At 74.9% G+C, this 23,628-nt stretch carries 25 protein-coding genes; 4 read left to right on the top strand and 21 right to left on the bottom strand.

The features are described 5' to 3' along the window. Positions 1-7: 7 nt before the first annotated feature. The 15 genes from dprA to ACI792_RS14440 form a co-directional block, all read right to left on the bottom strand. The gene (gene dprA, locus ACI792_RS14510) at positions 8-1,258 is read right to left on the bottom strand and encodes a DNA-processing protein DprA (protein ID WP_456603207.1); all 1,251 of its coding nucleotides are present in this window, start codon (positions 1,256-1,258) and stop codon (positions 8-10) included. Then, positions 1,255-2,775, bottom strand: a complete 1,521-nt coding sequence (locus ACI792_RS14505) for a YifB family Mg chelatase-like AAA ATPase (RefSeq protein WP_456603206.1) — start codon at positions 2,773-2,775, stop codon at positions 1,255-1,257. Before ACI792_RS14505 ends, dprA begins: the two co-directional genes overlap by 4 nt. After that, complete coding sequence (locus ACI792_RS14500) at positions 2,772-3,131, bottom strand: YraN family protein (RefSeq protein ID WP_456579036.1); 360 nt, start codon at positions 3,129-3,131, stop codon at positions 2,772-2,774. The genes ACI792_RS14505 and ACI792_RS14500 overlap by 4 nt, the downstream gene beginning before the upstream one ends. 78 nt (positions 3,132-3,209) lie before the next feature. Next, positions 3,210-3,530 (bottom strand): DUF2469 domain-containing protein, encoded by a 321-nt coding sequence (locus ACI792_RS14495; protein ID WP_456579037.1) that lies wholly within the window; start codon positions 3,528-3,530, stop codon positions 3,210-3,212. Continuing rightward, positions 3,527-4,405 (bottom strand): ribonuclease HII, encoded by an 879-nt coding sequence (locus tag ACI792_RS14490; RefSeq protein ID WP_456603205.1) that lies wholly within the window; start codon positions 4,403-4,405, stop codon positions 3,527-3,529. Before ACI792_RS14490 ends, ACI792_RS14495 begins: the two co-directional genes overlap by 4 nt. A gap of 109 nt (positions 4,406-4,514) precedes the next feature. Next, positions 4,515-5,222 (bottom strand): LuxR C-terminal-related transcriptional regulator, encoded by a 708-nt coding sequence (locus ACI792_RS14485; RefSeq protein WP_456603204.1) that lies wholly within the window; start codon positions 5,220-5,222, stop codon positions 4,515-4,517. A gap of 158 nt (positions 5,223-5,380) precedes the next feature. Continuing rightward, positions 5,381-6,325, bottom strand: coding sequence for a signal peptidase I (gene lepB / locus ACI792_RS14480; protein ID WP_456603203.1), 945 nt, complete (start codon positions 6,323-6,325; stop codon positions 5,381-5,383). A gap of 78 nt (positions 6,326-6,403) precedes the next feature. After that, entirely contained in the window at positions 6,404-6,760 is a 357-nt protein-coding gene (gene rplS, locus ACI792_RS14475; RefSeq protein WP_091933693.1) for a 50S ribosomal protein L19, read from the bottom strand. Between the two features lie 146 nt (positions 6,761-6,906). Beyond that, positions 6,907-7,404: an NUDIX hydrolase gene (locus ACI792_RS14470; RefSeq protein WP_456603202.1), complete on the bottom strand. Its 498-nt coding sequence runs from the start codon at positions 7,402-7,404 to the stop codon at positions 6,907-6,909. Next, positions 7,397-8,140 (bottom strand): tRNA (guanosine(37)-N1)-methyltransferase TrmD, encoded by a 744-nt coding sequence (gene trmD, locus ACI792_RS14465; RefSeq protein WP_456603201.1) that lies wholly within the window; start codon positions 8,138-8,140, stop codon positions 7,397-7,399. The genes ACI792_RS14470 and trmD overlap by 8 nt, the downstream gene beginning before the upstream one ends. Continuing rightward, entirely contained in the window at positions 8,137-8,682 is a 546-nt protein-coding gene (gene rimM, locus ACI792_RS14460) for a ribosome maturation factor RimM (protein ID WP_456603200.1), read from the bottom strand. Before rimM ends, trmD begins: the two co-directional genes overlap by 4 nt. A gap of 12 nt (positions 8,683-8,694) precedes the next feature. Next, the gene (locus ACI792_RS14455; protein WP_104529572.1) at positions 8,695-8,931 is read right to left on the bottom strand and encodes an RNA-binding protein; all 237 of its coding nucleotides are present in this window, start codon (positions 8,929-8,931) and stop codon (positions 8,695-8,697) included. Positions 8,932-8,934: 3 nt separating this feature from the next. After that, entirely contained in the window at positions 8,935-9,405 is a 471-nt protein-coding gene (rpsP, locus tag ACI792_RS14450) for a 30S ribosomal protein S16 (protein WP_456603199.1), read from the bottom strand. A 294-nt stretch (positions 9,406-9,699) separates the two neighbouring features. Further along, entirely contained in the window at positions 9,700-11,448 is a 1,749-nt protein-coding gene (locus tag ACI792_RS14445) for a proline--tRNA ligase (RefSeq protein WP_456603198.1), read from the bottom strand. A gap of 56 nt (positions 11,449-11,504) precedes the next feature. Next, positions 11,505-12,071, bottom strand: coding sequence for a hypothetical protein (locus ACI792_RS14440; RefSeq protein ID WP_456603197.1), 567 nt, complete (start codon positions 12,069-12,071; stop codon positions 11,505-11,507). Between the two features lie 119 nt (positions 12,072-12,190). Between ACI792_RS14440 and ACI792_RS14435 the strand changes: the two genes are divergently transcribed. After that, on the top strand, positions 12,191-12,871 hold the full coding sequence (locus ACI792_RS14435) for a response regulator transcription factor (RefSeq protein WP_456603196.1): 681 nt from the start codon (positions 12,191-12,193) through the stop codon (positions 12,869-12,871). Continuing rightward, on the top strand, positions 12,868-14,115 hold the full coding sequence (locus ACI792_RS14430; RefSeq protein WP_456603195.1) for a sensor histidine kinase: 1,248 nt from the start codon (positions 12,868-12,870) through the stop codon (positions 14,113-14,115). The genes ACI792_RS14435 and ACI792_RS14430 overlap by 4 nt, the downstream gene beginning before the upstream one ends. Here ACI792_RS14430 and ACI792_RS14425 read toward each other — a convergent pair whose 3' ends face one another. Continuing rightward, on the bottom strand, positions 14,116-14,286 hold the full coding sequence (locus ACI792_RS14425; protein WP_456579049.1) for a hypothetical protein: 171 nt from the start codon (positions 14,284-14,286) through the stop codon (positions 14,116-14,118). 123 nt (positions 14,287-14,409) lie between these two features. On the opposite strand from ACI792_RS14425, the gene ACI792_RS14420 reads away from it, so the two are divergent. Then, positions 14,410-15,948 (top strand): LCP family protein, encoded by a 1,539-nt coding sequence (locus ACI792_RS14420; protein ID WP_456603194.1) that lies wholly within the window; start codon positions 14,410-14,412, stop codon positions 15,946-15,948. Between the two features lie 159 nt (positions 15,949-16,107). On the opposite strand, the gene ACI792_RS14415 is transcribed toward ACI792_RS14420, so the two are convergent. The 3 genes from ACI792_RS14415 to ACI792_RS14405 all read right to left on the bottom strand — a co-directional run bounded on the left by ACI792_RS14415 (position 16,108) and on the right by ACI792_RS14405 (position 19,603). Then, complete coding sequence (locus ACI792_RS14415) at positions 16,108-17,193, bottom strand: amidohydrolase family protein (protein ID WP_456603193.1); 1,086 nt, start codon at positions 17,191-17,193, stop codon at positions 16,108-16,110. Beyond that, positions 17,190-18,764, bottom strand: coding sequence for a signal recognition particle protein (gene ffh, locus ACI792_RS14410; RefSeq protein WP_456579053.1), 1,575 nt, complete (start codon positions 18,762-18,764; stop codon positions 17,190-17,192). Before ffh ends, ACI792_RS14415 begins: the two co-directional genes overlap by 4 nt. 497 nt (positions 18,765-19,261) lie before the next feature. Then, positions 19,262-19,603 carry a helix-turn-helix transcriptional regulator gene (locus ACI792_RS14405; RefSeq protein ID WP_456603192.1) on the bottom strand — a complete coding sequence of 114 codons (342 nt, stop codon included), beginning with the start codon at positions 19,601-19,603 and terminating at the stop codon, positions 19,262-19,264. Positions 19,604-19,896: 293 nt separating this feature from the next. Here ACI792_RS14405 and ACI792_RS14400 point away from each other — a divergent pair, with 293 nt between their 5' ends. Continuing rightward, positions 19,897-20,925 carry a baeRF3 domain-containing protein gene (locus tag ACI792_RS14400; RefSeq protein ID WP_456603191.1) on the top strand — a complete coding sequence of 343 codons (1,029 nt, stop codon included), beginning with the start codon at positions 19,897-19,899 and terminating at the stop codon, positions 20,923-20,925. A gap of 6 nt (positions 20,926-20,931) precedes the next feature. Here the strand turns inward: ACI792_RS14400 and ACI792_RS14395 are convergent, their stop codons facing one another. Then, positions 20,932-21,123, bottom strand: coding sequence for a hypothetical protein (locus ACI792_RS14395; RefSeq protein WP_456603190.1), 192 nt, complete (start codon positions 21,121-21,123; stop codon positions 20,932-20,934). Positions 21,124-21,206: 83 nt separating this feature from the next. After that, the gene (locus tag ACI792_RS14390; protein WP_456603189.1) at positions 21,207-23,579 is read right to left on the bottom strand and encodes a [protein-PII] uridylyltransferase; all 2,373 of its coding nucleotides are present in this window, start codon (positions 23,577-23,579) and stop codon (positions 21,207-21,209) included. Between the last annotated feature and the right edge of the window lie 49 nt (positions 23,580-23,628).

Raw genomic sequence — 23,628 nt, 5'->3', positions numbered from 1 at the left:
GCCCCGGTCAAGCCGCCGCGCCGGGCGGCTTCGGCGGCGGGGCCAGCCGCCAGCCCGTGCTCGTCCGCTGGACCAGCTCCGCCACCTCCAGTGCCGGCAGCACGCGCAGCACCTCGAGCACGTCGCAGCCGGCGGTGCGGGCCAGCCGCTCCGGGCTGACGCCGCTGCGCACCGGGCAGGCGTCGAGCACCCGCACGGCGAGGTCGGAGAGCCCGTCGCGCGGGGAGGCAGGCCGGGGAGCGGCCTCGGCCAGATCGACACCGATGCCGCCGACCTCCTCGATGACGTGCGCCGCGCAGGTCACCAGCCGAGCGCCACCCTCCTCGTCCCGGAGGAGCTCGTGGCAGCCCACGCTCATCGCCGAGGTGACCGGACCGGGGACCACCAGCACCCGTCGCCCGAGGTCGCGCGCGCGGTTCGCCGTCGCCTGCGCGCCCGACCGGGCCGCCGCCTCGACCACGACCGTGCCGCGGCTCAGCGCCGCGATGAGGCGGTTGCGGACCAGGAAGCGGTGCTGGTGGGGCGCGGCACCCGGGGGCCACTCGCTGACCAGCAGGCCGCTCGCGGCGATCCGGTCGAGCAGCGTCCCGTTCCCCGCCGGGTACGGGCGGTCCACGCCGGAGGCGAGGACGGCGATCGTCGGCCCCTGCGCCGCGAGCGCACCGCGGTGGGCGGCCGCGTCGATCCCGAAGGCGCCCCCGGAGACCACCGTCCAGCCGCGAGCGGCGAGCTGGTGCCCCAGCTCGGCGGCCACGTGCTCGCCGTACGCGGTCGAGGCCCGGGAGCCGACGACCGCCACGGAACGGTCGGTGACCTCGGCCAACCGGGCCGTCCCCCGCACCCAGAGGGCGAGTGGCGGCACGAGCGCCTGCGTGCGCTTCGCCTGCCGCGTGCGGTCGTGCGGCTGCTGCAGCGCAGCCATGGTCAGCGCGTGCAGCGCGAAGGCCGGCCACTCGTCGTCCTCCGGCACCACCAGCCGGGCGCCGCACCGCTCCGCGCGCTGCAGATCTGCCGCCGTCGCGTCCTGCCCCGCCCGGGCGCCCACGATGGCCCGGACCCGGTCGGGAGCCGTTCCGGCGCGGATGCATCGGGTGGCTTCCACCGGGCCGACGTCCTCGACCCAGCGCCAGAGGTCGACGACCCCCGGCTCGACCGCCCGGCTGAGCCACGCCCGCGCCCGGCGGACCCCCGGGTGCACCTCGCCCGCCACCGGCGGCGCGCCGGCCGCGTCCTCCAGGTCCTCCTCGAGGGTGGTCACGCCACGGCCCGCTGCAGCCGCATGCCGAGGGCCTCGGCGACGTCGTCGGTGCACGGCACGCCGCGCCCGGCCAGGTCGGCGACCGTCCACGCGACGCGCACCACCCGGTCGAAGCCACGCACCGAGATGGAGCCGCGCTCGAGCGCCCGCTCGGCCAGCCGGAGCGACGCCCGCGGGATCGCGAACCGGTCGCGCAGCAGGCGACCCGGCACCTCGCTGTTGAGCGCGAGCCCGGTGCCGGCGAGCCGCGCCCGTGCCGCGGCCCGCGCCCGGGCCACCCGCGCGGCGACCACGTCGGTGGACTCCGGCGCGGGGAGCCCGTCGAGCCAGGCCGCCCGGGTGACCGGGGGCAGCTCCACCCGCAGGTCGACGCGGTCGAGCAGCGGACCGGAGAGGCGTGCCTGGTACCGCCGCCGCTCCAGCGGGCTGCAGGTGCAAGCGGTGTCCCCCGCGGCGGTGGCGCACGGGCAGGGGTTCGCCGCCAGCACGAGCTGCGCCCGGCACGGGAACGTGGCCGCGCCCGCGGCCCGCTGGATGGTGACCTGCCCCCGCTCCAGGGGCTGGCGCAGCGTGTCGAGCACCGCCCGGGGGAACTCGGGCGCCTCGTCGAGGAACAGGACCCCGCGGTGCGCCCGGCACAGCGCGCCCGGCCGGATCTGGCCCGAGCCACCCCCGATCAGCGCCGCCATCGTCGCCGAGTGGTGCGGCGCCTCGAAGGTCGGCCGGGTGATCAGCGGCGCCTCCGGCGGCAGAGTGCCGGCGATGGAGTGGATGGCCGTGACCTCGAGCGCCGCCTCTTCGTCCAGCGGGGGCAGCAGCCCGGGCAGCCGCTCGGCGAGCATCGTCTTGCCGGCACCGGGCGGCCCGGCGAGGTAGAGGTGGTGCCCGCCGGCGGCGGCGACCTCCACGGCCCGGCGGCCGGCGGCCTGGCCGACGACGTCCCCGAGCTCCGGCACCGGCGGCTGCGCGGGCGCCGCCCCGCGGACGTGCGGGGTCAGTCGCGCCGCGCCCAACAGGTGCGCGACGAGCTGGGTGAGGGTCGCGACGGCGAGCACCTCGACCCGGTCCACCAGGGCCGCCTCGGCGGCGTTCTCCACCGGGACGACGACCTGCGCGTGCCCGGCTCGGGCCGCCGCGAGGACCGCCGGCAGGACGCCGCGGATGGAGCGCACGGAGCCGTCCAGGCCCAGCTCGCCGAGGAGCACCAGCCGGTCGACGGCGCCGGCGGGCACCGCGCCCGCGGCGGCCAGCACCCCGGCGGCCACGGCGAGGTCGAACCCGCTCCCCTGCTTGGGCATCGACGCGGGCGAGAGCCCGATGGTCACCCGGCGGACGGGGAACTCGCCGCCGGCGTTCGCGATCGCGGCGCGCACCCGGTCGACCGACTGGCGGACCACCGCGTCGGGCAGCCCGACGAGCACCACACCGGGCAGCCCGGCGGCGATGTCCACCTCGACCTCGACCATCGCGCCGCGGACGCCGGCGAGCCCGACCGACCACGTGCGGGCCAGCGTCACGAGAAAGCCCCCCGCAGGTGCGTGACGACCGCCGGGCGCTCCGGGCGCACCAGCACGCCCACCACGTCGAAGCGCACCTCGGGGGCGTGGTGGTCGTGCACGGCCAGCCAGCGCTGCGCCAACGTCCGGATCCGGCGCCGCTTGGCGAGGGTGACCGCCTCGACGGGATGGCCGTAGCCCGTGCCCCGCCGCGTCTTCACCTCGCAGAAGACGAGGGCGTCACCTTCCCGCGCGACGAGATCGATCTCGCCCTCGCGGCAGCGCCAGTTGCGGTCGAGGACGCGCAGGCCGGCGTCGGTCAGGTAGGCGACGGCGATGCGTTCACCGCGGGCGCCGAGTTCGGTGGTGGGAGGCACCCCCCGACCGTGCCGCCGCGGGGGCGCCGGGCCGAGCCCCTGGGGCGATCTGTGGACGGGGCCGCCGGGTGTGGACGGCTACGGCAGCCGGGGACCGTCCGGGAGCTCGAGGTCGGGCTTGTCGAGCTCCTCGACGTTGACGTCCTTGAACGTCAGCACGCGCACGTTGCGCACGAACCGGGCGGGCCGGTACATGTCCCACACCCAGGCGTCGGAGAGCTTCAGCTCGAAGTAGACCTCTCCCGCGGCCTCCCGCACCTGCAGGTCAACGGAGTTGGCCAGGTAGAACCGGCGCTCGGTCTCCACCACGTACGTGAACTGCCGGACGATGTCCCGGTACTCGCGATAGAGCTGCAGCTCCATCTCGGTCTCGTACTTCTCGAGGTCTTCGGTGCTCATCGACACTGCTCCGCATCGCTGCTCCGCAGGGGAACCGGATGCCTACGGCTGATGCCGGCAGGGGAACCGGACGCCTGCGGCGACCCTCGAAGGTCCTCGGTGCTCGTCAGGGCTAAGGACACAGGGCGCATGGGCCCATCATCGACCATGGCACCGGAACCGGTCAGGTGGGTGGTCCGCTCGGCGTGCGCGTCGCGGGCGCTGCGCACGTTGACGAAGCGCATCCGGTGCTCGGGGCAGGGCCCGTGGCGGTCCAGCGCGGCGGTGTGCACGTCGGTGATGTAGCCCTTGTGGCCGGCGAAGTCGTACTCCGGCCAGCGCTCGTGCAGCTCGAGCATGATCCGGTCGCGGGTCACCTTGGCCAGCACCGAGGCCGCGGCCACGCAGGCGGCCACCCGGTCGCCCTTCCAGACGGCCAGCCCCGGGCGGGCGAGGCCCGGCACGGGGAAGCCGTCGGTCAGCACGTAGTCCGGGCCGGGGTCCAGCGTGCACACCGCGCGGCGCAGCGCCTCGATGTTGGTCACGTGCATGCCCCGGGCGTCGAGGTCCGCGACCGGCAGGACGACGACCGACCACGCGACCGCCCGGTCGAGGATCTCGTCGTAGGCACGCTCCCGGGCGGCCGCCGTGAGCAGCTTGGAGTCGGCCAGCCCCGGCACCCGGCCCCGGCGTCCCGCGGGCAGGATGCAGGCCGCGGCGACCAGCGGGCCGGCGCAGGCACCCCGCCCGGCCTCGTCGGCCCCGGCGACCGCCTCGAACCCCCGCCGGCGCAGCGCGCGCTCCATGTCCCAGAGCGCGTCGGGCCGGTCGTCGGCGAGGGTGCGCCGGACGCGGACCGCCGGCGCGGATGGGGTGTGGGTGGGAGGTGCGGCCATCGCCGCACGACACTACGACGGCGGGCCGACACCGCCGCCGCCCCCCGGACGCGCCGCAGGCCGGCTCCCGGGAACGGGAGCCGGCCTGCGGGGGCGGGAGAGGAGCCGGTCAGACGTCGGCCGTCTCCTCGGGGGATGCGGCCGCCGGGTGCGCGCCGCAGCCGCAGCCCGGACCGCGGTTGGAGAGGACCAGCGAGACGGCGTGCGCCCGGTCGCGGGCACCCAGCTTGCGCAGGATGGCCTTGACGTGGGACTTGACCGTGTCCTCGCTGATGAAGAGGTTGCGGCCGATCTGCCGGTTCGACTGGCCCTGCAGCAGCTCGTCCAGGACGTCCTGCTCGCGGCGGGTCAGCGGCACCTCGGGGGCGAACGGCTTGGCGGTCGGCACGGCGGAGGGCTCCACGCGGCGGATCTGCGGATCGACCACGGTGCGCCCGGCGCGGGCGGCGAGGATCGCCCAGCCGAGCAGCGTCGGGGACGTGTTGATCATCAGGTAGCCGCGGATGCCGGCTGCCAGGGCCTCGTTGACCACGGCCGGGTCCTCGGAGGTGGCCAGCGCGACGATCGCGACCCGGGGGAAGCGGCGCCGCAGATCACGGCAGGCGTTCAGCGTGGCCGCCCGACCGGACCCCAGCTCCACCACGACGGCGTCGGGGCGGGCGGTCTCGACCAGGGTGAGGGCCCGCCGCAGCTCGCCGGGAGTGCCGACGGCCTGCATGCCGGCGGTCTCGTTGATCATGCTCACCAGCCCGCGACGCAGGACGGGCGCGTCGGCGAGGAGGAGCACGCGGGTGATGCCGCGCGCGGTGCTCGCCATGGGTGCAGACACAACTGACTCCGTTTCACTTCCGGGAACGTGCAATCACTCCATCGGAAGGGGAAAACGGTTGCTTGAATGCTTTTCCGGCAATTCTTGTGCGATTGCCCGCGGCGATGGTGAAAGGCGCCGGAATCACTCCTGCAACGCCACGACCATCAGGAGGACGGTGGGACGGCGCGCGCCCGCCGGCGCCACGCGGTGAGGGGCACGGCACCGGCCAGCCCGACGGCGTAGGGCAGCACCGCCACCGCGCCCACCGGGCCCACCCCGTCATCGGGGACCGGGGGCACGGCTCCCGACGCCTCGACGCCCTGGATGTCCGGGGAGTCGAGCAATCCGAACCGGTCCAGCGGCCAGACGATGACCGCGGCCTTGCCGATGACGTCGTCGACAGCGACGGTGCCGGCGTACTCGTCACCCACGTGCGAGCGCGAGTCCGCCGACGCGGAGCGGTGGTCCCCCATGACCCACAGCCGGCCCTCGGGAACGGTCACCGGGCCGAACGGCCGGCTCTCGATGGGCATGTCCTCGAAGATGTAGGGCTCCTCGAGCGGTTCGCCGTCGACGGTGACCCGGCCCTCGACGTCGCAGCACTGGACGGTCTGCCCCTCGGTGGCGATGACGCGCTTGACGAAGTCGTCCTCGCTGGGCGGCGCGACGCCGATCGTGCGGCCCAGCCACAGCAGCGCGCCGGTGAACCAGTTGCCGGGCTCCTCGACCGATATCTCCGGCGTCCAGGTGTCCGGGCCGCGGAAGACGACGATGTCACCGGGTTCGGGCTCCCCGAACCAGTACGGCACCTTGTTGACCAGCACCCGGTCGCCGGTGCAGCCGGTGCAGCCGTGCAGCGTCTGCTCCATCGATCCGGAGGGGATGAAGAAGGCCTGCACGAAGAAGGTCTTGACCACCAGCGCGAGCACGAAGGCGATCAGCAGGAGGACCGGCAGCTCCCGCAGGAGCGAACCCTTCTTCGGGTCCTTCGCCCTCCGGCGCCGGCGCACGGGCCTCTCGGAGGCGGGTGAGGCGTCGGGGGTCCGGTCGGGCTCATCGGGTTCGCCCGGGACGACGTCGGCGGGCCCCCCGGGCCGGTCGCTGCTCATCAGGAGCCAGCGTACGGCGCGGGGGACCCGCCGAGTTCCAGCCGGTCGGCCCGGCTGCAGCGTGTCCTCGCGGGGAGGTCAGCGCGCGACGGTCTCGCGCTTCTCCTTGATCTTGGCGGCCTTGCCGCGCAGCTCGCGGAGGTAGTAGAGCTTGGCGCGACGCACGTCACCGCGGGTCAGCACCTCGATCTTCTCCACGACGGGGGTGTGCACCGGGAAGGTGCGCTCGACCCCGACACCGAAGCTGACCTTGCGCACGGTGAAGGTCTCGCGGATGCCGCCGCCCTGACGGCGGATGACGACACCCTGGAAGACCTGGATCCGCGAGCGGTTGCCCTCGATGACGCGGACGTGCACCTTGACGGTGTCACCCGGGCGGAACGAGGGGATGTCGTCGCGCAGCGAGTCGGCGTCGAGTGCGTCCAGGGTGTTCATCTCGGCAGTCCTCAGTCTCAGGTGGCTCGTTCTCGGTTCGGACAGCGGAACGCCCCGGCTGTCCGTTCCGGGGGGCTGCGGCTCCGGTGCGGAGCTCCCGACAGCGGTGCCGTCGGTCAGCAGCGACTCTCTACTGTGCCACATCGTCACGCGACGATGCGCGGCGGGCCCGTCCACGGCCCCGCCCGCAGCTCCGCCACCAGAGCGGCGAGGTCGGCCGGGACGAAGGCTCCCCCCGCCGCCAGCTCGCCGGTCGTCCACCACCGGTGCGGTTCGTCGGCCAGCAGCTCCAGCGCGGTGAGCGCACCGGGGACGACCTCGTGGACGACGTCGCGCAGCACGAAGAACGTCTCGCGGGTGTCGAACACCTGCTCGCCGAACGGCCCGACGTGCCGCCGCAGCCACACCGGCCCCTCGAGCGCGGTCGTCTCGACGTGCAGCCCGATCTCCTCGGCTAGCTCCCGGACGGCGGCCGCGCGGAGGGTCTCGCCGTCCTCCACTCCCCCGCCGGGCGTGTACCAGAACAGCACCTCGCCGGGCGGCACGGAGGGATCGGGCAGCCGGGCGCCGAGCAGCAGCACCCGCCCCTCCGGGTCCAGGACGACGACGCGCGCCGTCGTCCGCTGGACCGGCCGGTCAGCCACCGGCCAGCGACGCCCGCTCGGCGTCGGTGAGCGCGTCGTCCGGCAGGGCGGCCAGCAGGTCGGGGCGGCGGGCCGCCGTGCGGCGCAGGGACTCGGCGCGCCGCCAGCGGTCGATGGCGGCGTGGTCCCCCGACAGCAGGACCGGGGGCACCTCGTGGCCCCGCCAGTTCGCCGGCCGGGTGTAGGAGGGGCCCTCGAGCAGGCCGTCGGCGTGCGAGTCGTACTCCGCGGACTCGCGGTTGCCCAGCACCCCGGGGATGAGCCGGGTGACCGCCTCGGTCATCACCAGGACGGCGGCCTCACCGCCGGCGAGCACGTAGTCGCCGATCGAGACCTCGGAGACCGGCCCGGCCTCGGCCGCCCAGTCGGCGACCCGCTGGTCGATGCCCTCGTAGCGCCCGCAGGCGAAGACCAGCCCGGGCTCGGTCGACCACTCCACCGCCATCGCGTGGGTGAACGGCCGACCGGCGGGGGTCGGCACCACGAGCCGGGTGCCGGGCGGGCGGACGGCCTCCAGGGCGCGGCCCCACGGCTCGGGCTTCATCACCATGCCGGGGCCACCGCCGTACGGGGCGTCGTCGACGGTGCGGTGGACGTCGTCGGTCCACTGCCGGAGGTCGTGCACGCCGACCTCGACCAGTCCCCGCTCGACGGCCTTGCCGAGCAGCGACTGGCGCAGCGGCGCCAGGTACTCCGGGAAGATCGTGACGACGTCGATCCGGAAGGCGTGACTCACAGGTCGAGCAGCCCCTCGGGCGGGTCGACCACCACGAACCCGCCGGCGACGTCGACGGTCGGCACGATCGCGGTGACGAACGGGATCAGCGCGTCCCCGCCCTCGACGCGGCGGACGACCAGCAGGTCCTGCGCCTCGTGGCGGACCGCGGTCACCTCACCGATCACCGTGCCGTCCGGGAGCCGGGCGGCCAGGCCGACGAGCTGGTGGTCGTAGTAGGAGTCGGGGTCGTCGAGCTCGGGCAGGTCGGCGACCCGGACCAGCAGCAAGGTGTTGCGCAGCTCGTCGACGGCCTCGCGGACGTCGTAGACGGCGCCATCGGGTGCGGCGAGCTGGAGCAGCAGCGTGCCGCTGTGCCACCGCCGGTCGACGACGGTGAGCGGGCCGCGCTCCGCCGGATCGGTCAGCAGCACCGCCCCGGGGGCGAAGCGCCCCTCAGGGTCGTCGGTGCGTACCTCGACGGTGGCCAGACCACGGACACCGTGGGGCCGGCCGATGCGGCCGACCACCACGGTGTCGGTGGGTTCGTTCTGGGTGCTCAAAGGAGCCGGTGCTCAGCGCCCGTCGGTGTCGACGACGTCGACCCGCAGGCCTCGTCCGCCGACCCCGGTCATCACCTGGCGCAGCGCCTTGGCGGTGCGCCCGCCGCGGCCGATGACCTTGCCGAGGTCGTCCGGGTGGACGCGGATCTCGAGGGTCTTGCCGCGGCGGTTGGTGAGCAGGTCGACGGTGACGTCGTCGGGGTTGTCGACGATGCCCCTGACCAGGTGCTCGAGCGCTTCTTCGAGCACGTCTTACTCGGCCGGCGTCTCGGCCGGAGCGGCGTCGGCTGCGGGGGCGTCGGCCGCAGAGGCGTCCGCCTTCGGGGCCTCGGCCTTGGGGGCGGCCTTCTTCTTGGGGGTGGTGGCGCCGGCGGCCGGCTCCTCCATACCCGCGCGGACGGCCTCCTCGTACAGGGCCTTCTTGTCCGGCTTCGGGGCAGCGACCTTCATGGGAGCCGGGGCCGGCTCGCCCTTGAACTTCTGCCAGTCACCGGTCACCCGGAAGATGGCGGCGACGGCCTCGGTCGGCTGCGCGCCGACGCCCAGCCAGTACTGCGCCCGCTCGGAGTCGACCTCGATGAAGGAGGGGTCCTCCTTCGGGTGGTACTTGCCGATCGTCTCGATCGAGCGGCCGTCACGCTTGGTGCGGGCGTCGGCGACGACGATGCGGTAGTACGGCGCGCGCATCTTGCCCAGGCGCATGAGCTTGATCTTGGTGGCCACGGTGTGTGGTGTTCTCCTCGAACGCGTTTCGGGTGCTCGCCGGGCGACGTGTGGGGGTACGCCGGGGCGGAGCCAGGGACACGCACGTCACCGGTGAGAGGGCCGCCGACGCCGTGTTCGACCGACCATGATGCCAGACGCCCGGACGGGGCGGTCACGCAGCCGGGTCGGCCCGCGCGGGCGCACCGACCACGGCCGCCGGACGCCGTCCACCCTCGCCGCAGCGCGTCCTCCCTCACCGCACACCCTGAGGGAGGACGCGCCATGATCAGGTTCCCTGATCGTGGCTGGGGGTCAGCTGCGGACGGCGGCCAGCACGCGGGCGGTGGCGTCGTCGACGGGGATCTCCTCGCGCTCCCCCGTGGCCCGGTCCCGCAGCTCCAGGACGCCCTCGGCCAGGCCGCGGCCGACGGTGACGATCGTCGGCATGCCGAGCAGCTCGGCGTCCTTGAACTTCACGCCGGGCGAGACCTTCGGCCGGTCGTCGTAGAGCACGGTGAGGCCGGCGGCGACGAGCTGGGCCGCCAGCGACTCGGCGGCCTCGAAGACGGCGGCGTCCTTGCCGGTGGCCACGACGTGCACGTCGGCCGGGGCGACCTCCCGTGGCCAGACCAGCCCGAGCTCGTCGTGCGTCGACTCGGCGATCGCGGCGACGGCACGGGAGACGCCGATGCCGTAGGAGCCCATCGTCACGGTGACCAGCTTGCCGTTCTCGTCGAGCACCTTGAGGTCCAGCGCCTCGGCGTACTTGCGGCCGAGCTGGAAGATGTGGCCCATCTCGACGCCGCGAGCGAGCTCCAGCGGACCGGAGCCGTCGGGCGCGGGGTCGCCGGCCAGCACCTCGGCGGCCTCGATGACGCCGTCCCAGGTGAAGTCCCGGCCGGCGACCAGGTCGAACACGTGCTTGCCGGGTGCGTTCGCGCCGGTGATCCAGCGGCTGCCGGGAACCACCCGCGGGTCGACCAGGTAGCGGATGCCCGACTCGCTCCCACTGCCGAGCACCTGCGGCCCGATGTAGCCCTTGACCAGCGCCGGGTGCTGGTCGAACTCGGTGAACGGCTCGACCTCCGCCGGGGCCACCTGCGCCCCGAGGCGCTTGGCGTCGACGTCCCGGTCGCCGGGGATGCCGACGACCAGCGGCTCGCGGGTGCCGTCGGGGTGCACGAGGGTGACGACGACGTTCTTCAGCGTCGAGGCCGCGGTGTAGCCGGCCTCGGGGAACATGTCCCGCGCGACGGCGACCAGCGTCTCGATGGTCGGGGTGTCGGGGGTGTCCTCGACGTGCGCCTCGGGCAGGCCCTCGAGCGGGATCTCGTCGGGGACGACGGTGGTGACCGCTTCGACGTTGGCCGCGTAGCCACCGGCCGAGCGGACGAAGGTGTCCTCCCCGATCTCGGTCGGGTGCAGGAACTCCTCGCTCTTGGAGCCGCCCATGGCGCCCGACATCGCGGAGACGATGGCGTACTCCAGGCCGAGCCGGTCGAAGATCTTGATGTACGCGTCGCGGTGCGCGGCGTAGGACGTGTCCAGCCCGGCGTCGTCGACGTCGAAGGAGTAGCTGTCCTTCATGGTGAACTCGCGGCCGCGCAGCAGCCCGGCCCGGGGACGCGCCTCGTCCCGGAACTTGGTCTGGATCTGGTAGAGCGAGAGCGGCAGGTCCTTGTAGGACGAGTACAGGTCCTTCACCAGGAGCGTGAACATCTCCTCGTGCGTGGGGCCGAGCAGGTGGTCGACGCCGCGACGGTCCTTGAGCCGGAAGAGGTTGTCGCCGTACTCGGTCCAGCGCCCGGTGGCCTCGTAGGGCTCCTTGGGCAGCAGCGACGGGAAGTGCACCTCCTGCGCGCCCATCGCGTCCATCTCCTCGCGGATGATCCGCTCGACGTTGCGGAAGACGCGGAAGCCCAGCGGCAGCCAGGTGAACCCGCCGGGGGCCGCGCGCCGGATGTAGCCGGCCCGCGCGAGCAGGCGGTGGCTGGCGACCTCGGCGTCGGCCGGGTCGTCCCGAAGGGTCCGGAGGAACAGGGTCGACATCCGCAGCAGCACGGCAGCAGTCTCCCAGGCCCGGCGGGGGACCTCCCCCGCCGGGCTCGCGGAGGAGATCAGTCGTCGCGACCGTGGCCGCCGCCGACCCGTCCGTCGGAGTCGTCGTGGCCGGAGGTGGGGCTCGCCGCGCCCGGCGACCAGGACGCCGACGGGGACGAGGACGAGGACGAGGACGTCGACGGGGACGAGGACGGGGACCGGAACGCCGAGTCGTCCAGGGCGAACCGCGGTGCGCCGTCGATGCACGCGACGTGCACGTCGATGTCGTCGTCGTCGTTCTCGAACTCCATCTTGCCGAGGTCGTCGGAGGGGTCGACCCACCAGCCGGCCGCGGGGACCCCTGCCAGGACGGGTGAGCCGCTGCTGCAGTCGGCGAACACGGTGCCGCCGGCGGTGGCGTACTCACCGGTTGCCGACGCGGCGGGCGCCGACGGGCCGGGGGCCGACCCGTGCGGCACGGACGCCGTCGGCGCCGGGGGTGCCGACGCGGAGCTGCTGGCCGCCACCGGCGACGTGCCCGGCGACGCCGAGGCGTCCACGAACGACACCGCGAGGAAGCCCAGGCCGACGGCTGCGGCCGCCGACGCGGTCCAGGCGGCTCCGAGGAGGACCGGTCGTCTCATGCTGGTTCGTGTCATGGCGCAGACCCTCCGGCCGAGCGGGTTAAGACCACCCCAAGAGGACATCAAGGAAGCGCGCCGGTTTCCATCCCCAGGGCCGAGGGCCCGCTAGCGTCCGCGGCGTGGCCCAGCTCCTGGTCGTCGAGGACGACGAGCGCATCCGCTCCGCGCTCATCCGCGCGCTGCGCGACCGGGGGCACGCGGTCAGCTCGGCCGGCACCGCGCTCGAGGGGTTGCGACAGGCCGTCGACGGGCGGCCGGACCTCGTCGTGCTCGACCTCGGGCTCCCCGATCTCGACGGCGGCGAACTGCTGCGCATGCTCCGCGCGGTCTCCTCGGTGCCGGTCATCGTCGCGACGGCCCGGGACGACGACGGGAGCATCGTGCGGGTCCTGGATGCCGGCGCCGACGACTACGTGCGCAAGCCGTTCAGCGCGGAGCAGCTCGACGCACGCATCCGCGCGGTGCTGCGCCGGAGCAGCCCCGCGGGCAGCGGCGCGGCCGAACTCACCGTGGGAGAACTGACCGTGGACCCGCGCGGCCGCCGGGTGAGCTACGCCGGCCGGCCGGTCGAGCTCGCGCCCAAGGAGTTCGACCTGCTGGCGTACCTGGCCGCGCGGCCCGGCGCGGTGGTCCCCAAGCGCGAGCTGCTCGCGGAGGTCTGGCAGCTCCCGTACGGCGGCTCGGACAAGACCGTCGACGTCCACCTGTCCTGGCTGCGGCGCAAGCTGGGGGACGACGGTCCCCGCATGGTGCAGACGGTGCGCGGCGTCGGCGTCCGCCTGACCGAGCCCGAGCCGTGAGAGGCCGCATCACGCTGCTGGTGGCGGCGACGACGTCGGTCGTCCTGCTCGCCTTCCTGCTCCCCGCCGCGTCGCTGGTCAGCCGCGTGGCCGAGGCACGAGCCCTGGATGCGGGCCAGGCACAGCTGCAGTTCCTGCTGCCGTCGGTCGGCCTCGGGGACCAGGACCAGGTCGCCGCGGATCTGGCGGCTCTCGCCGGGGGGCCGCGGGCGGGGGTGCTCTGGACCGACGGGACGACGTGGCTCGGCGAGCGCGGGACCACGACCACCGCACCGGGGAGCCCCGTGGTCGAGGAGTCGGCCGAGGGCACACGTCTCGTCCAGCCGGTGGGCCGTCCCGGCGGCACGGCGGTCGTCGAGGTGCTCGTGCCGGTGGAGCAGCTGCGCGCCGGCGTCGCCCGCACCTGGGCGGTGCTCACCGGGCTGGGCGTCGTCCTCCTGCTGGTGGCCCTCGTCGTCGCCGATCGGCTGGCACGCTCGCTCACCCGCCCGGTGATGGACCTGGCCGCAACGGCACACCGGCTCGGCAGCGGCGAGCTGTCCGCGCGCGCCGTCCCCGCCGGGCCACCGGAGGTGCGCGAGGTCGGGGAGGCGGTCAACCGGCTGGCCGGGCGGATCGGCGAGCTGCTGCAGGCCGAGCGGGAGGCAGCGGCCGACCTGGCGCACCGGCTGCGCACGCCGTTGACGGCCCTGCGCCTGGACGCCGAGGGGCTCCCCCCGGCCGATCGGGACCGGATCCGCGAGGACGTCGACGCGCTGAGCCGCACGGTGGACGCGGTGATCGCCGAAGCCCGCCGCCCGCTGCGCGAGGGGCTCGGAACCGGCTGCGACGCCTCCGCGGTGGTGACCGGGCGGGTCACCTTCTGGTCGGCGCTCGCCGAGGACGAGGGCCGGGCGCTCCGGTTCACCGCCTGTCCCGACGCGCTCCCGGTGCGGGTGCCCGCCGACGACCTCGCCGCCACCGTCGACGCACTGCTCGGCAACGTCTTCCAGCACACGCCGGACGGCACCCCCGTCGCCGTGGACGTCCGGCCGCGGGACGGCGGCGGCGCCCTCCTCACGGTCGCCGACGGTGGACCTGGCCTCGATGCCACCGCGCTCGAGCGAGGCCGGAGCGGCGGCGGGTCCACCGGGCTCGGCCTGGACATCGTCCGGCGGACGGCCGAGGCCTCCCGTGGCCGGCTGCACCTCTCCTCGTCGTCGGCCGGGACACGGGTGACCGTCGAACTGGGCCCGCCGACCTGATCAGGCGGGTTCGGGCACCCCGCCGGGGTCTCCGCCCGGGTCGTCGGGCGAGGGCTCGACCGGCGCGGGTGGCAGCGTGTCGGGGGTGTCCGGCAGGAGCTCGCCCGGATCGTCGGGCACGGGCTCGCTCGGGTCGATCGGACGGTCGGGCTCCGGGATCGGCGTGACCATGCGACGAGTCAACCAGCACGGTCCCCCCACCGGCATGTCGCGAGCGCTCCGCGACGGACGCGTCCTGGCTACGATCGGGCCGGTCAGAGGCGCATCCACACCCCCGCCGCGGGGCCGACCGGCGTGAGCGAGGAACCAGTGGGCCGAGACCGCGACCAGCAGGGCGCCCGGCCGCTCCCCCCGCGCCTCGACCCGCGCGCCGGCGGGCGCGCCCGCGCCCGGACCGGGTCGAGCGCCGCCGGCCTGCGCGAGCGGGACGGCCACCGTCGCCTCGTCGTCGGCAGCCGCGTGGTCGCCGGGCTGCTCTCGGTGCTGCTGCTCGTGGGCTCCGGCTGGGGCTGGTACCTCGGCCAGGTCGCCGACGCGACGGTGAACCGCACCGACGCCATCCCCGCCGACGGCAACGACGGCGACGGCGAGGCGATGAACCTCCTGCTGGTCGGCAACGACAGCCGCAGCAACCTGACCGAGGAGCAGCTGGTCGAGCTCAACGCCGGGACGGACTCCGGCATCAACACCGACACGATCATCCTGGTGCACGTGCCCGCCGACGGGTCCCGCGCCTCGTTCGTCTCCTTCCCGCGCGACTCGTGGGTCGAGATCCCCGGCCACGGCGAGGACAAGCTGAACGCCGCCTACGCCTACGGCTACACCGGCGCCGCCGACGCCGCGACCGAGGCAGCCCGCCAGGCGGCCGGCGCGCAGCTGCTGGTGCGGACGATCAGCCGGCTCACCGGGCTGGAGATCGACCACTACGCCGAGGTCGACCTGCTCGGCTTCTTCGAGCTGTCGAGCGTCGTCGGCGGCGTCGAGGTCAACCTCTGCAACGCCGTGGACGACCGTGAGTGGTCCGGCGCCTTCTTCCCGGCCGGCCCGCAGACGATCAGCGGCGCGGACGCGCTGAAGTTCGTGCGCCAGCGGCACAACTTCGGCCCGGACGGCCGCGGCGACTTCGACCGCATCGTCCGCCAGCAGGTCTTCATCGCCGGCGTGCTGCGCAAGATGCTCTCCGAGGAGGTGCTGCTGGACCTCGGCAAGCAGCGCGAGCTGGTGCAGGCCGCCGCGGAGTCGCTCACGGTGGACGAGGACCTGGACCTGCTGCAGCTGGCCGAGCAGATGCAGTCGGTCACCACGGGCAGCATCGAGTTCCAGACCGTGCCCAACCTCGGCGTCGACCGGGAGGGCGACGCGTCGATCGTCCGCCTCGAGGACGAGGCCACCCTCCGCCAGTTCTTCTCGCAGCTCTCCGCCGAGCCCGAGCCCGCACCGGAGGAGGCCGCCCCGCCGGAGGCCGCCGACCCCGCGGACGTCTCGGTGGCCGTCTTCAACGGCTCGGGAACGAGCGGGCTGGCCGCCACGGCCCAGGGCGAGCTCGAGGACGCCGGGTTCACGGTGGTCTCCACCGGGAACGCCGACTCCTCCGACTACGCGCAGAGCGAGATCCGCCACGCCGCCGGGGACGAGGCCCTCGCCGCCGCGGTCGCCGCCGCCGTCCCCGGCGCCGTCACCCGGGTCGTCGACGACGCCACGTCGGGCACCGTGCAGCTCGTCCTGGGCTCGGACTACAACGGCGTCGGGCAGGCGACCGACGCACAGCCGCCCGCGGCGCCGGTCGAGGGCGAGGACGCCCGCACCGCCGCCGACACCGGCTGCATCAACTGACCGCGCCCGGCGGCCTTCACCGCAGGCCCGCTGCGGGGGTCAGGACGAGGAACGGTGGACAGCACCGCCACCAGCGCCCCGGCCGCCAGCACGCTCCCAGGAACGAGAGCGCCTGCACTCCAGCGCCCGGCTGACGCGGTCACGGACGGGCCGGCCGGCTCAGGCGACGACGCGGCCGCGCAGGACCGTCCGCTGCGGTCGCTGCAGCGCGTCGAGGTCGGCCCGGGGGTCGGTCTCGTAGACGACGACGTCCGCCGTCGCACCCTCCTCGATGCCGCGCAGCCCCAGCCACTCGCGCGCCTTCCACGACCCCGCGGCCAGCGCCGCCTCGGCCGGGATGCCGGCCCGGCAGAGCGCCCGGATCTCGTCGGCGATCACCCCGTGGTCGATCCCGCCACCGGCGTCGGTGCCGGCGAACACCGGCACGCCCGCCTCGTACGCGGCCCGCACGACGGCGCCCGAGTTCGCGTACAGCCGCCGCATGGTGCTGGCGTAGGTCGGGAACTTCTTCTCCCCCGCCGCGGCGAAGCCCGGGAAGTTCTCCACGTTGACCAGGGTCGGCACGACGGCGGTCCCCCGGCGGGCCATCTCGCCGATGAGCTCCTCGGTGAGCCCCGTGCCGTGCTCGATGCAGTCGATGCCGGCCTCGATCAGCGCGGGCAGCGCGTCGGTGCCGAAGGTGTGCGCGGTGACCCGGGCACCCTCCTCGTGCGCGGCGGCGATCGCCGCCGCGACGACGTCGGCCGGCCACTCGGGCGCCAGGTCGCCGACCGAGCGGTCGATCCAGTCGCCGACGAGCTTCACCCAGCCGTCGCCGCGGCGGGCCTGCACGCGGGTCTGCTCGACCAGGTCCTCCGGCTCGATCTCGACGCCCAGCCCGGGGATGTACCGGCGGGTGCGGGCGATGTGCCGCCCGGCGCGGATGATCGTCGGCAGCTCGGGGTCGCCGTCCAGCTCGCGGGTGTCGACGGGTGAGCCGCAGTCGCGCAGCGCCAGCACACCGGCGTCCCGCTCGGTCAGCGCCTGCTGCCGGGCGTGGGCGAGGTCCTCGACGTGCCCACCGCCGCGGGCGATGCCGACGTGGCAGTGCGCGTCGACCAGGCCGGGCAGCAGCCAGCCGCCGCGGCTGACCGTCTCGGCGCCCGGCACCGGGTCGAAGGTGAACCGCCCGTCGCGGATCCAGACGTCGCGGTGCTCCCCCTCGGGCAGCACCACACCGGAGAGGTGGAGGGCGGGGGCGGTCACCGCCCGTTGCCGTCCTTGAACTGGTCGAAGTTCAGCTTGGTCAGGTCGGGCAGGCCCTGCCCGGGCGGGAGGCCCGGCATCCCGGCGCCGCCGAAGGGGTTGGCCCCGCCCGGGAGGCCCGCGCCCGGCGGCAGGCCCGGAGCGCCGGCGGGGCGGCGGGCCGGACCACCCTTGCCCTTGCCCTTCTTGCCCTTGCCCTTCTTCGACTGCGCCTGCATCTGCCGGCCGCGGGCCTTCTTCGACATGGGTCCCATGCCCTGCAGGCCCATGCTCCCGGCCATCTGGCCCATCATCTTCTGCGCCTGGGCGAAGCGCTCCAGCAGTTGGTTGACCTCGGTGACGCTGACCCCCGAGCCGTTCGCGATGCGCACCCGGCGCGACGCGTTGATGATCTTCGAGTTGACCCGCTCCTGCGGCGTCATCGAGCGGATGATCGCGGCGGTGCGGTCGAGGTCGCGGTCGTCGACCTGCTTGAGCTGCTCCTTCATCTGGTTCGCGCCGGGGAGCATGCCCAGCAGGTTGGCGATCGGCCCCATCTTGCGGATGGCCACCATCTGCTCGAGGAAGTCCTCGAGGGTGAAGCCCTCGCGGGAGGTGAGCTTGCCGGCCATCTTCTCGGCCTGGTCGGCGTCGAAGGCCTGCTCGGCCTGCTCGATGAGGGTGAGCACGTCACCCATGCCGAGGATGCGGGACGCCATCCGCTCGGGGTGGAAGACGTCGAAGTCGGTGAGCTTCTCGCCGGTGGAGGCGAACATGATCGGCTGGCCGGTCACGTACCGCACCGAGAGGGCCGCACCACCGCGGGCGTCGCCGTCGAGCTTGGTGAGGACGACGCCGGAGAACCCGACGCCCTCCTGGAACGCCTGCGCCGTCGTCACCGCGTCCTGACCGATCATCGCGTCGACGACGAACAGCGTCTCGTCCGGGCGCACGGCGTCGCGGATGTCGGCCGCCTGCTGCATCAGCTCGGCGTCGATGCCCAGCCGGCCGGCGGTGTCGACGACGACGACGTCGTGCATCGTGCGGCGGGCGTGGTCGATGGAGTCGCGGGCCACCTGCACCGGGTCACCGACGCCGTTGCCCGGCTCGGGCGCGAAGACGTCGACGCCCGCCTGCCCGGCGACGATCGACAGCTGGTTGACCGCGTTGGGGCGCTGGAGGTCGGCGGCCACGAGCAGCGGGGTGTGGCCCTGGGACTTCAGCCAGCGGCCGAGCTTGCCGGCCAGGGTCGTCTTACCGGCACCCTGCAGACCGGCCAGCATGATCACCGTCGGCGAGGTCTTGGCCAGCCGGATCCGGCGGGTCTCGCCACCGAGGATCTGGATGAGCTCCTCGTTGACGATCTTGATGACCTGCTGCGCCGGGTTCAGCGCCTGCGAGACGTCCGCGCCCCGGGCCCGCTCCTTGACGGCGGTGATGAAGGCCCGCACCGCCGGCAGCGCGACGTCGGCCTCCAGCAGCGCGATGCGGATCTCGCGCGCGGTCGCGTCGATGTCGGCGTCGGAGAGCCGACCCTTGCCCCGCAGGCCGGTGAAGACCTTGTCGAGGCGGTCGGAGAGGGTCTCGAACACAGCACGTCCTCGTCACAGCTCGTGGCGCGGCCCGCCGGCCCGACGGCCGGCGACACGGCGACGGGTCCGGGCGTGCCGGACCCTCGCGCCTCCTGGCCCCAGCGTATCCACCCGGCTCTCACGCGGGCGGCACCGCGAACGAGCGACGGCGGCGAGGCGTCCACCCGGACCGGGGCCGGCTCACCAACCCTCCACGGCCGAGCGCACCACGAACAGGCATTGGCCGAAGCCTGTTTCGTGAGTATCGTTGCGCCTATCAATCCCGGCCAACAGTGAGCGGCCGGACGGAGAGGTGCTCCTCGTGTCCGACGTCCTCGACCTGACGGCGCTCGTCCTGGCACTCGGCCTGCTCGGTCTGCGCGCCCACCCCCGCACCCGGTGCTGGGCGCCGCGAGGCCTCCGGCACGCCTCGCCCGCGGGACCCCCGGCCGCCGCGCCCGCCCGCGGAGAGGAGCGCCGGCTCGCAGCTGCGGGTCGCTGAGCCGCCGCGGACCGGCTCAGGACTGCCGGGCGCCCGCTGCCGGTGCGTCCACGGATGCGAGGCCACCCCCGGCCCCGTCGAGGACGAGCGCGAGGAAGTCCCCGACCCGGACGTGCCGCTCCAGGTCGTGCCGGAACCGCCCCTGCATCACGACTGTGTAGCGGTTGCGCCGCCCGACCCGCTCCCGGATGACGTACCCGGCCTGCTCGAGGTCGCCCACGATCATCTGGACGGCCCGCTCGGTGATGCCGACGCGTGTGGCGATGTCGCGCATCCGGGCGTCGGGATCGGCAGCGAGGCTGACCAGGACGTGCCCGTGGTTGGACAGGAAGGTCCAGCTCGCCCCCGGCGCGATCATGCCGGGCACCTTACGCGACCGCCACCCACGCCATCAGCTGGTCCAGAGCAATGCATTTCGGGTAACGTGCTTCGCGCGAGGGGAGTACCCGATGCACACGAGCGCAGTCGCTGCCCGCCAGTCCCGGCCCCCGGCCCGGGCGCGACCGGCCCTGACCAGGGGTCGGGGGAGACCTCGCCGCACCCTGGGAGACGCCCTGTGACGTCGCGCCGCACCGCCATCCCGCCAGCCGCGAGAGCGATCGCCCCCGTTCCCGCCGACCGGTCCTCCTCGTGACCCCCACCGGGCCCCGGGTGACCTGGCCCTCCCCCGGCCAGGTGCTCCTCCTGCAGTCGGTCCGGGCGGACCCGTGCATCAGCGTCCTCGCCGCGACCACCCCCTCGCCGCGCATGACCGACACGGACGTGCGGCGCCTCCGCCGGCTGGCCGACGACGCCGCCGCCCGGCTGGCCGAGGGCGACCACCCCGACGTCCACCTGCTCCGGACCGCGCTCGACGAGGTGGTCGCCGGCGCGTCCACGCTGGCGACCGGGTCGGGGATCGGCCTCTACGTCAGCGCCCACGTGCGCGAGGTCGTGCGACTGCCCGTCCCCGTCGCCGACCGCGTGGTCGTCGACCCCTCCTTCGCCACGCGCGACCTCGTGCGGGCGCTGCACCGGACGCCCCATCACGTCGCGTTGCTGCTCGGAGAGCACGAGGCCCGGCTGATGGTCGGGGTGGCCGACGACCTGCGGCCACCGCCGCGCAGCGCCTTCCCCCTCATGGCGGACGGGGCGCCGGTCGACGCCTTCCTGCGCCGGGTGGACGAGGCGCTGGGCACCTACCTCCAGCTGCACCCGGCACCGCTGGTCCTGGTCGGGGCCGAGCACGTCGTCGGGCGCTTCCGCCGGCAGTCGCGCAACACCCACCGGCTGGCCGGGACGCTGGACGCCAACCTCACCCGCTCACCCGTGACGACCCTCGTGCCGCGGATCAGGGAGGTGCTGCAGGCCTACCTCCGGTCCCGCCAGGACGAGGCGCTGGAGCACCTGGACCGGCGGCGGTCGCGGAACGCGGTCGTGGAGGGGATCGACTCCTGCTGGCTCGCCGCCCGGCGGGAGCGTCCGGAGATGCTCGCGGTCGAGGAGGGCTTCACCTACGCCGCCCGGCTCAGCCCGGACGGCGACTTCCTCACCCGCGCCGACGACGTCGAGCACCCGGACGTCGTGGACGACGTCGTCGACGAGCTGATCGAGACGGTGCTCCTGCGCGGAGGGTGGGTCGCCTTCGTCGACGACGGCGCCCTGGCCGAGCACGGACGGGTGGCGCTCACCATCCGCTGACCGGGGTCAGGCCGCGCTGGGAAGCCCCGCCGCGAGGGCACCGGCCGGCACGGCCCCGACGACCAGGGCCGCGCCGCAGTCGACGCAGGCCCACTCGGGGCACTCGCCGCCGTCCTCGGTGTGGCCGTCGACGCACGGCGGCTGCACGAAGTCCCGGTCGTCCTCGCAGGACGGGCAGGGCCAGTGGCGGCTCTCCACGGGCGAGCTCCTCTCGGCAGATGGGACCGGTCCGTCCCGTTCCGCCTCGACGCTCGCACGGACCACCGACAGAACCCGGTAGCTCAGGCCGGCGTGTCGGGCCCCACCGCCACCGCGGGGCCACGGGTGGCGGCGACCAGGGCCGCGTCGACCCGTTGCCGCTGTTCCTGGTCCACCGGGGAGCCCGAGGGGTTGGCGACGTAGAAGCAGTCGACGGCGTCGCCCCCGAGCGTCTCGATGCGGGCCGACGTGACGTCGAGCCCCTCCCCCGCGATCGCCGCGGTCAGCCGGTAGAGCAGCCCCGCCCGGTCCCCCGCGCGCACCTCCACGATGCCGGTCGCCTGCCCGCTGACCTCGTGGTTGTGCCACGAGATCCGCGGGGGCGCGGTCCGGGCCTCCTGGTGGTAGTCGGCCTCCCGCTGGCGCAGCCGCTCCGGCAGCCGGAGCGTGCCCTCGAGGGCGGCCCGGACGCCGTCGGCGAGGATCTCCGGCACCGGCGCCCGGCCGAACCGGGGCCGCACCGAGTAGACGCCGGTGCTGTACCCGTCGGCCACGGTCATCTTCGCCGCCCGCACGTCGAGCTGGTTGAGCGCGAGCACGCCGGCGCAGGTGCTGAGCAGGCCCGGCCGGTCGGGGGCCCCGATGGTCACCTGCTGGCCGTCGGCCACCTCCTCGATGGCGACGGTCACGCCCCGCGTCGCGCCGGGGATGCCGGGGACCTGCACCGTGGCCTGCGCGCGCGTGGCCGGGTGCAGCACGGGTTCCGGCGCCACCAGCGGGGTGCCACCGAGGACGGCCTGCACCCGCGCGACGAGGGCCGCCACCAGGTGCGCTTTCCACGGCGACCAGGCGGAGGCGCTGGTGGCGGCGCCGTCGGCCTGCGCCAGCGCGTGCAGCAGCTGCAGCACCGAGGGGTCGCGCCCGATGGTGGCCGCCACCCGCTCGATGGTCGCGGGGTCGTCGATGTCGCGCCGGGTCGCCGTCGCCGGGAGGAGGAGGTGGTGGCGCACCAGGGTGCCCAGGACGGCGACGTCGGCGTCGGCGAAGCCCATGCGGGCACCGATCGCTGCGGCGACGCGCTCCCCCACCACGCTGTGGTCCCCCGGCCAGCCCTTGCCGATGTCGTGCAGCAACGAGGCGACCAGCAGGAGGTCGGGGCGGTCGACGTCGCGCGTCAGCTCGGAAGCCGCGGCCGCCGCCTCGATCAGGTGCCGGTCGACGGTGAACCGGTGCCACGGGTGCCGCTGCGGCAGCGAGCGCACCCGGTCCCACTCCGGCAGCAGCCGGGCCAGCAGCCCCTCCTGGTCCAGCTGCTCCAGCACCGGCACCGCCGACCGGCCGCTGGCCAGGACCCGCAGGAAGGACCAGCGCGCCTCGGCCGGCCACGGCTCGGGCATCGGGGGGCTGTGCACCGCGAGCACCTTGAGCGTGTACGGGGAGAGCAGCAGGTCGGCCCGGGCGGCGGCCGCCGCGGCCCGCAGCAGCAGGCCCGGGTCGGCGGCGGGCTTCGCGCCCTGGGCGAGCACCACCTCGTCGCCCTGCCGCACGACGCCCTCGGCCAGCGGCTCGCGGCGCACCCGGCGGTAGCGGCCACGGGGACGCCGGACCAGCCCGGCCTCCACCCGCCGCCAGGTCTCGTCGGCGACGAAGGCCAGCCGCCGCCCGGCCAGGCTCACCTCCCGCAGGAGCACGTCCTCGTCGGCCAGGCCGAGCGCGGCGGCGACCGCCCGCTGCTCCTGGCGGACCAGGACGTCGGCGGCGCGCCCCGACCGGCGGCGCAGCTCGTCGCGCACGTCCAGGAGGAAGGCGTAGGCCTGCTCGACCTCGGACGCGGGCTCGTCGGCGAGCTGGGCGGCGGCCGCCGCACGGAGCACCTGCCCCTCGCGCAGCCCGCCGTAGGCCTCTTTGAGGTCCGGCTCGAGCAGGAAGGCGAGCTCGCCGAGCCGGCGGGCGCGGTCGCGGCGAAGGTCCCTCAGCTGCGGCAGCAGCCGGACGGCGTGCTGCCGCCAGCTGGCCAGGGTCGCGGTGCGCAGCCGGGCGGCCAGCCCGGAGTCGCCGGCCACCAGCCGGGCGTCCAGGAGCCCGAGGCCGGCCTTGACGTCGGTGGAGGCGACGCCCACCGCCTCGGCCACCGACCGCACCGAGTGGTCCAGTCGCAGCCCGGCGTCCCAGACGGGGTACCACAGCGCGTCGGCGACGGCGGCGACCTCCGGCCGGTCCTCGTGCACGAGGACCAGGTCCAGGTCCCCGTGCGGGGGGAGCTCCCGGCGGCCGAGACTGCCGACGGCGACCAGGGCCAGGCCGTCGGTCCCCGTGCGGGGCGGCGGCCCGCCCCGCCGAGCCCGGGCCGGCGGCGTGCCACCGACGGCGTCGTCCAGCAGCCCGGCGAGCCACCGGTCCAGGGCCTCGACCCGCCCAGCGCGGCTCAGCCCCGGCAGCCCCTCGGTGTCCAGCACGGCTCCCCCTCGGTACGGCCCGGATGGAAAGGCGTCGGCCGGGGCGGTG

The organism is Blastococcus sp. SYSU DS0669 (assembly GCF_054050895.1).
Note: the sequence above shows the minus strand (reverse complement) of the source record. Positions and strands in the feature narration are given on the sequence as shown.

What these genes read in the sequence shown, in the direction of transcription:
- ACI792_RS14495 (WP_456579037.1), bottom strand. Translation starts at nt 3,530, where the DNA reads ATGAGCACCGAAGACCTCGAGAAGTACGAGACCGAGATGGAGCTGCAG.
- ACI792_RS14490 (WP_456603205.1), bottom strand. Translation starts at nt 4,405, where the DNA reads ATGGCCGCACCTCCCACCCACACCCCATCCGCGCCGGCGGTCCGCGTC.
- ACI792_RS14485 (WP_456603204.1), bottom strand. Translation starts at nt 5,222, where the DNA reads ATGGCGAGCACCGCGCGCGGCATCACCCGCGTGCTCCTCCTCGCCGAC.
- lepB (WP_456603203.1), bottom strand. Translation starts at nt 6,325, where the DNA reads ATGAGCAGCGACCGGCCCGGGGGGCCCGCCGACGTCGTCCCGGGCGAA.
- rplS (WP_091933693.1), bottom strand. Translation starts at nt 6,760, where the DNA reads ATGAACACCCTGGACGCACTCGACGCCGACTCGCTGCGCGACGACATC.
- ACI792_RS14440 (WP_456603197.1), bottom strand. Translation starts at nt 12,071, where the DNA reads ATGAGACGACCGGTCCTCCTCGGAGCCGCCTGGACCGCGTCGGCGGCC.
- ACI792_RS14425 (WP_456579049.1), bottom strand. Translation starts at nt 14,286, where the DNA reads ATGGTCACGCCGATCCCGGAGCCCGACCGTCCGATCGACCCGAGCGAG.
- ACI792_RS14405 (WP_456603192.1), bottom strand. Translation starts at nt 19,603, where the DNA reads ATGATCGCGCCGGGGGCGAGCTGGACCTTCCTGTCCAACCACGGGCAC.